Source organism: Cytobacillus depressus, assembly GCF_008923245.1.
GTDB classification, from domain to species: domain Bacteria; phylum Bacillota; class Bacilli; order Bacillales; family Cytobacillaceae; genus Cytobacillus; species Cytobacillus depressus.
On the sequence record NZ_WBOS01000024.1, the window covers coordinates 45,803 to 51,802 of the forward strand.

The window sequence follows — 6,000 nt, forward strand, 5'->3', positions numbered from 1 at the left end:
GTGATCCTTTATTCTGTAGAGTCTTATTATCTAGCTTAGAATCGAGTTCATCTAATGTGACCGCAGATATGGTATCGAGCTTTTGTTAGTTCCGCCTGTAGGATTCAAAGACAACATCTTCCAACTTGCTCCAACAATCATTACATGATAGCCAACTATCTTAAAGGGTGTTAAAATAAATGATATTCATCTAGAAGGAGCAACAGGTATGCAGAAAAAAATATCATTCTCAACATACGCAGTCATCGGTACAATGCTGTTTGGTATGTTCTTTGGGGCAGGAAATTTGATTTTCCCGATTCAGATGGGACAGGTTGCTGGTACTAACTTTTGGCCAGCCTTAATTGGTTTTCTAGTAACAGCCATTGGTTTGCCATTTATGGGGATCTTAGCATTCGGGCTATCCGGAAGTAATGGACTTCGTGAATTAGCAGGACGGGTGCACCCGAAATTTGGAGTCGTCTTCGCCATGGCCCTTTACTTAACCATTGGACCGTTTTTCGCGATTCCACGGACAGCAACAGTACCTTTCGTGGTCGGTTTCGAACCATTTATTAATCCTGAGCACGTCAGTTTATATCTTGGGCTCTTTAGCTTCGTATTTTTTGCCATTGTCTACTATTTCTCATTAAATCCTGCGAAAATTATAGACTATATTGGTAAATATCTAACACCTGCATTTTTAGTATTTTTATTCTTTTTAATTATTATCGCGATTGTCAAACCTATGGGACACTTCGGGACGCCAACGGGTGATTACAGCCAATTGGCATTTATCACTGGTTTTAAAGAGGGTTATAACACGATGGATGCCCTCGCTTCATTAGCATTTGGTATTGTTGTCATCAATGCGATTAAAGGACTAGGGATCACCGATAAGAAGACAATTGCCAAAGCAACATGGAAATCAGGCATTTTCGCTATGGCACTAATGATGCTGATATACGGTCTCATTACTTATATGGGGGCATCGAGCGTATTTACCATCGGTACATTCGATAACGGCGGGTTAATCTTTGCTAAGGTCGCGCAGCATTACTTTGGACAATTCGGTGCGATCCTTCTGGCAATTATTATTGTACTGGCATGTTTAAAAACGAGCATTGGACTCATTACCTCTTGTAGTGAATTTTTTAATAGTATTTTTCCAAAAGTAAGTTATAAAATATTCGTACTTATCCTAAGCCTTTTGTCATTTATCATCGCCAATTTTGGCTTAAACAATATTATTCAATACGCTGTTCCAGTATTAATGTTACTATATCCTTTAGCGATTGTTCTGATTTTGTTGACGCTCAGCTCATCATTTTTTAAACTTAAGCAAAGTGTATATGCAGCGTCTATGCTCCTTACTTTTTGCGTAAGTTTCTTCGATGGTTACAGCACGTTAGTTGAAAGCTTACCGGGGGCGACCATTCCTTTATTTGAATCCCTTAAAGCTGCGTACATTGAATATTTACCGCTTTATAGTATTGGTCTTGGATGGATATTACCAGCAATAGTTGGTGCGATTATCGGAAATTTCTGGCCAACAGGGTCCAAAAAGGCTGTTATTCAATAATAAATTAGACCACCCATTTTTATCAAACGGGTTCGGTTTTGAAGTACAAAATAAACTATTTAAAAAGAGGTGCCATTAGCACCTCTTTTGTATTTTTTTTAGCAATTAAATTAGCACCCCGATTGGCGAATTATCGATAACATCGTTTATGGTTAATTTGAACTGATGGTTTCTTGGAGTCTTTCCATTATTTTGGTACATCATATCATTCGTTGGAATAATAACTTAAGTAAGACAATGAACAAGTATAGACCAAATAAAATCCATATCCCTATCTTGAAAATTCTTTCTCATTTTTCAACAAATCCTAATTCTTACTTCTTATTGAACTATTATATTTAATATTACGCTTAATTTTAATATATCAATATACTAAATTTGAGTAAAAATGCTAAAAATCACGGGTTTAGACTTTAAATTTATTATTTTAATACAACTTCATACATTACTAACGAAAATTTGTCATACTAGTATCTGATCAACATCAGGTACTAGGTTGCCTCTATATATATATCCACTATCCAATATCATCTAACTTATGTTCTTTTATATAATCTTCTTCAAATCGGACTCTCTATTTAATTCATGTAGTATCTTATTTCTTCACATCTCCATAAGTTAATATTTTCCATAAAATCCACGAATTTTCTGAGGCGCTCTGTGAGCAAATGAATGGCCCATCCTATTAGAAAACAAAACTAATTTCGTCTCAGAGCGTTTCTCAGACATGCGAATTATTAGCTTACTTTTTAAAAATATCACTATATAGAACAAGTATTCTATGATAAAATCATAGTAAAGATAATTAGGTCTTATCTTTACTATACATAATAAGATTATTATCAACATAGGAGACGATCTAATGAATGATTTAACGCTTATTGATCAGTTAACGAGTGAACAATATCTAACGAAGCTCAATGATAAATTAGAACATCGGCGTCTGCTTGATGAACATAGAAACCTCTCCCTCTCAGACAGTTCTGAAAAGGAGTTTTTGGAATTATTTTTTTCGGAAAAAATATTTACACTAGATAAACAACTTTCCTCCCATACGATTAGAGCATATCGTTCGGATGCTAAAACCTTGCTCACCTTTTTAATAGAGCATTCTTTATCTTTTCGAGATATCGGTTTTCCAGAAGTTAAAGCCTACAATAAATATATTAAAGATAAGTATGCTCCTAAATCAGCTATTAGAAAACTAGAGTTTTTTCGGAGACTTTTAGACTTTGGGTATGAAACACAATATTATAAAGCTCATCTTTCTACTTGGATCTCCAAGCCTGCTGCGAAAAAAGGACACTATATAATAGAAGAAACTCGTCCAAATATAGGACAAACTCGAATGCAGGTCAGAGAATTGAATCAGAGAGATGCCGAATATTTAATCTCTTTATTCCCGAAAATTGTAAAAACAGATGCAAATCGTGAACAATTGGAAAAACGTAATTTGTTGATTGGTTATCTCTTATATACTACTGGCCTTCGTGCGAGTGAACTATTAAGCTTGAATTGGGGGAGTTTTCGTTACAATCGTCAAGGTTATTTATATGCCGATGTCATTGGTAAAGGTGGAAAACAGCGAACCATTCCCATTAAAGAAGAGACGGAAAGTCTATTATTTGATTACCGAAGAACGATCGGTGAATCTGTTGAGGTAGACCCGGATGATACTAGCCCACTTTTCTTTGCTCTTTATAATAAGAAAGGTCCATTTGAACAAAAAAAGCGCTTAACTTATCCAGGCTTATATAAAATTGTGAAGGAATCTGTTCATTTGGCAGGGAAAAACTCAAAAGTTTCTCCCCACTGGTTTAGGCACACATTTGTTACAATGTTACTTGAACAAGATGTTCCGCTTGCTATTGTGAAAGATTGGGCAGGTCACTCTGATATCTCAACCACAAATATTTATTTAGAACGTGTAAATCAGGATAATACCCATATTCATTTAAATAAAATAAATGTATTTAAGTGATAATATTAAATACTCCTTTTGTTATTGCTGTATTCGGAAACAGATAATGCTATAAATGTAGTTAATCCCCGTTTTATGTAAAAAGGGCCAAAGTACGCAGGTAGTGCATAAAAACTTGCATATTTTGGCTTTTTTATTATATTGGATAATAAGAACAAAAACGTCAGATCATAGCAAAGAATCAATTCATCCCTCTCTTAATTTAACCATGTTATACCAGCTTACTCCACCATGTTTTGATTCAGACATGCCATGACTAACAAATCCAAATTTTTCATAAAAAGAAACTAATTCTTGTTTACATGTTAAAGTGATTCCTTCTCTTTTATTTTCTTCTACGAGCTCATTCATTTTCTCAATTAAAATCTTTGCAATTCCTTGATTTCTAGCCTGTTTGGACACTGCTAATCCTAAAACACTCTGATATCCTCCTCTTTTTGGGTTCTCTTTAATTTCCTTAAAAAGATTATCCGTTATATAAGGTTGATTAATAATAGGGCCATTAATATAACCAAGTATTTCCCCTTCCTTTTCTGCCACAATAAAGGTATCAGCTATCAACTTAATCCTCTCCATTAACGCTTCTTTTGTGGCAGCTTCTTCTATTGAAAAGCCTTCATTCTCAATAAATAACAGCTGTTCTAAATCTGTAGGTTGAACAATTCTTAAAGTAATCATCTTATCTATAACACCTTTCCTAACTAGATTGACCTAAAAATATTAGTTGTATGGTACTTAGCATTTGTTTGATTCACATTTTCAGTATCTTTCATTTCGCCCTGTAACCATTCGACTATAACAGTAAATTACACACTATTAGTTTTTTATTATATCACTGTGTATTAATCTTTTAGTATTTATACAGTTTGTTTTTGGAAAAATGATTCCTAATTATTAATAAACATACTGATGATGACCTCATCAGTTATTACAGGATTTCTCGGCCACTTCTCCAGCTCAAATTTCCCCTCACAATTAAGTATTATCTTTATAACTTTCCTACCCATTATCCACTCCCTATTTTTCATAGTTGTTGCAAATGAAAATAAAAAACCCGCTTGCTAGTGGGCAAACGGGTAAATTAGGAAAAATTTTATTTGACATTTCGAGATAAAGTTTTAATATTTGATAGCTTATATTGTAAATTTTCACAATCACGTTTCATTTGTTTAAGGCGATTCATGACAATTTTTTCGCCATATCCTTTTGGAGCGGAGGCAATTAATATAACATTTTCTTTGTTACTCATTTATAAGACCCCCTATTAATTTTTTTATATAGGAGCAATACGTGTATCCCTTTGATTCAAGTATAGCATTAAAGATATAATCTTGAAAGGTCTGGAGTTTATATGGATCCCAACCTCCCAATAATGGAAGATGAAAACAAAATACATAAGGCCCTGCTTTAAATAGGAAGTAGCATGTCTTTTTTTCAAGTGAATAGTACAGTTTCTCGTTATTTTCGTGATCATGGTAAGTTTGTACAACATAGGAAGTAAGGTCGTCTAATGAAAAGTTATCGGGTGTAGCTATTCCATCATATTCTTTACAAATCATTTGATCGCTGATTCTTTCATATACAGTGAGTGCATTTGAATCCATAATGGCTCCTGCAGATTCCTGTTGATATTTAGTTCGAGTCGTCAAAATATTAAATCCACACATTTGTGAACGCAATATGGCTAGAAAGCTTCGCCAATTAGTTATTTGCCCTTTATGAAATAAGCTAACCAATTCAAGAGACTTTTCATAATAATCTCCGTAAACATTCACATACTCAAGACTTTGTTCAATTTCTGGACGAATGTTTAGATATTGAAGGCTTTCTTTAAATAATGAAGAAAGATATGCAGCAATATTTGATACCACTTCAGTACCTATTGAACATCTTTCGAAATATACTCCTTTTTGCTCAGCATCATAAAGAAAATACCAAACATAAGGATCAATATCATTTAATAATTGACCATTCACACATTCGTTAATAAAGTCGAACATAGAATCGGGTTCTTTTCCATGTTCGTGAATAAATGCCTTTAAAGCCTTCAGGATTTGATACCGAACTTGTTGGAAATATGTATCGAGAACTTGATCATAAACATATACAATCAACCGCTTTTTTTCATAATATGCCCGCAAAAATTCAAGGTGAGTGACAGATTTCCTTTCATCAACTACAATTGTACCTCCTTTATTTGCAATGAATAAAAGAAAAATATCACTTTTCGAAACATATTCTAAACACGTCTGAATGGAATCTTCATGAATGTATCTCATCGAATCTTCAAATCGTATAGGTTCATGCCCCATCCTTTTGATTTCTTCAAATGCAGAGTTTCTTATTGAAGGCGTGCCCAGCAAGCCGTTAATTGCTAGTTGGTGAAAGTCCAACCTGAGTAAGTGCCAAGACGCTCAGTAACTGACAGGCAACTGGTGGAGAAATCCTAAGGTTGAAG

At 34.1% G+C, this 6,000-nt stretch carries 5 protein-coding genes; 2 read left to right on the top strand and 3 right to left on the bottom strand.

Annotated features, from left to right (window positions below; translation table 11 throughout):
- Nucleotides 1–208 precede the first annotated feature (208 nt).
- On the top strand, nucleotides 209–1,561 hold the full coding sequence (brnQ, locus tag F7731_RS24350) for a branched-chain amino acid transport system II carrier protein (protein WP_151537389.1): 1,353 nt from the start codon (nucleotides 209–211) through the stop codon (nucleotides 1,559–1,561).
- Nucleotides 1,562–2,423: 862 nt separating this feature from the next.
- The gene (locus F7731_RS24360) at nucleotides 2,424–3,542 is read left to right on the top strand and encodes a tyrosine-type recombinase/integrase (protein WP_151537390.1); all 1,119 of its coding nucleotides are present in this window, start codon (nucleotides 2,424–2,426) and stop codon (nucleotides 3,540–3,542) included.
- Nucleotides 3,543–3,728: 186 nt separating this feature from the next.
- On the opposite strand, the gene F7731_RS24365 is transcribed toward F7731_RS24360, so the two are convergent.
- The 3 genes from F7731_RS24365 to F7731_RS24370 all read right to left on the bottom strand — a co-directional run bounded on the left by F7731_RS24365 (nucleotide 3,729) and on the right by F7731_RS24370 (nucleotide 5,935).
- Nucleotides 3,729–4,220, bottom strand: coding sequence for a GNAT family N-acetyltransferase (locus F7731_RS24365; RefSeq protein WP_151537391.1), 492 nt, complete (start codon nucleotides 4,218–4,220; stop codon nucleotides 3,729–3,731).
- A 415-nt stretch (nucleotides 4,221–4,635) separates the two neighbouring features.
- Nucleotides 4,636–4,791 (bottom strand): hypothetical protein, encoded by a 156-nt coding sequence (locus tag F7731_RS26665; protein ID WP_170289797.1) that lies wholly within the window; start codon nucleotides 4,789–4,791, stop codon nucleotides 4,636–4,638.
- A complete protein-coding gene (locus tag F7731_RS24370) occupies nucleotides 4,784–5,935 on the bottom strand; it encodes a DUF4062 domain-containing protein (RefSeq protein ID WP_151537392.1) in 1,152 nt (383 codons plus the stop codon). The genes F7731_RS26665 and F7731_RS24370 overlap by 8 nt, the downstream gene beginning before the upstream one ends.
- Nucleotides 5,936–6,000 lie beyond the last annotated feature (65 nt).

Excerpts from the sequence above, each read along its gene's own strand:
- brnQ (WP_151537389.1), top strand. The coding sequence starts at position 209 with ATGCAGAAAAAAATATCATTCTCAACATACGCAGTCATCGGTACAATG.
- F7731_RS24360 (WP_151537390.1), top strand. The coding sequence starts at position 2,424 with ATGAATGATTTAACGCTTATTGATCAGTTAACGAGTGAACAATATCTA.
- F7731_RS24365 (WP_151537391.1), bottom strand. The coding sequence starts at position 4,220 with ATGATTACTTTAAGAATTGTTCAACCTACAGATTTAGAACAGCTGTTA.
- F7731_RS26665 (WP_170289797.1), bottom strand. The coding sequence starts at position 4,791 with ATGAGTAACAAAGAAAATGTTATATTAATTGCCTCCGCTCCAAAAGGA.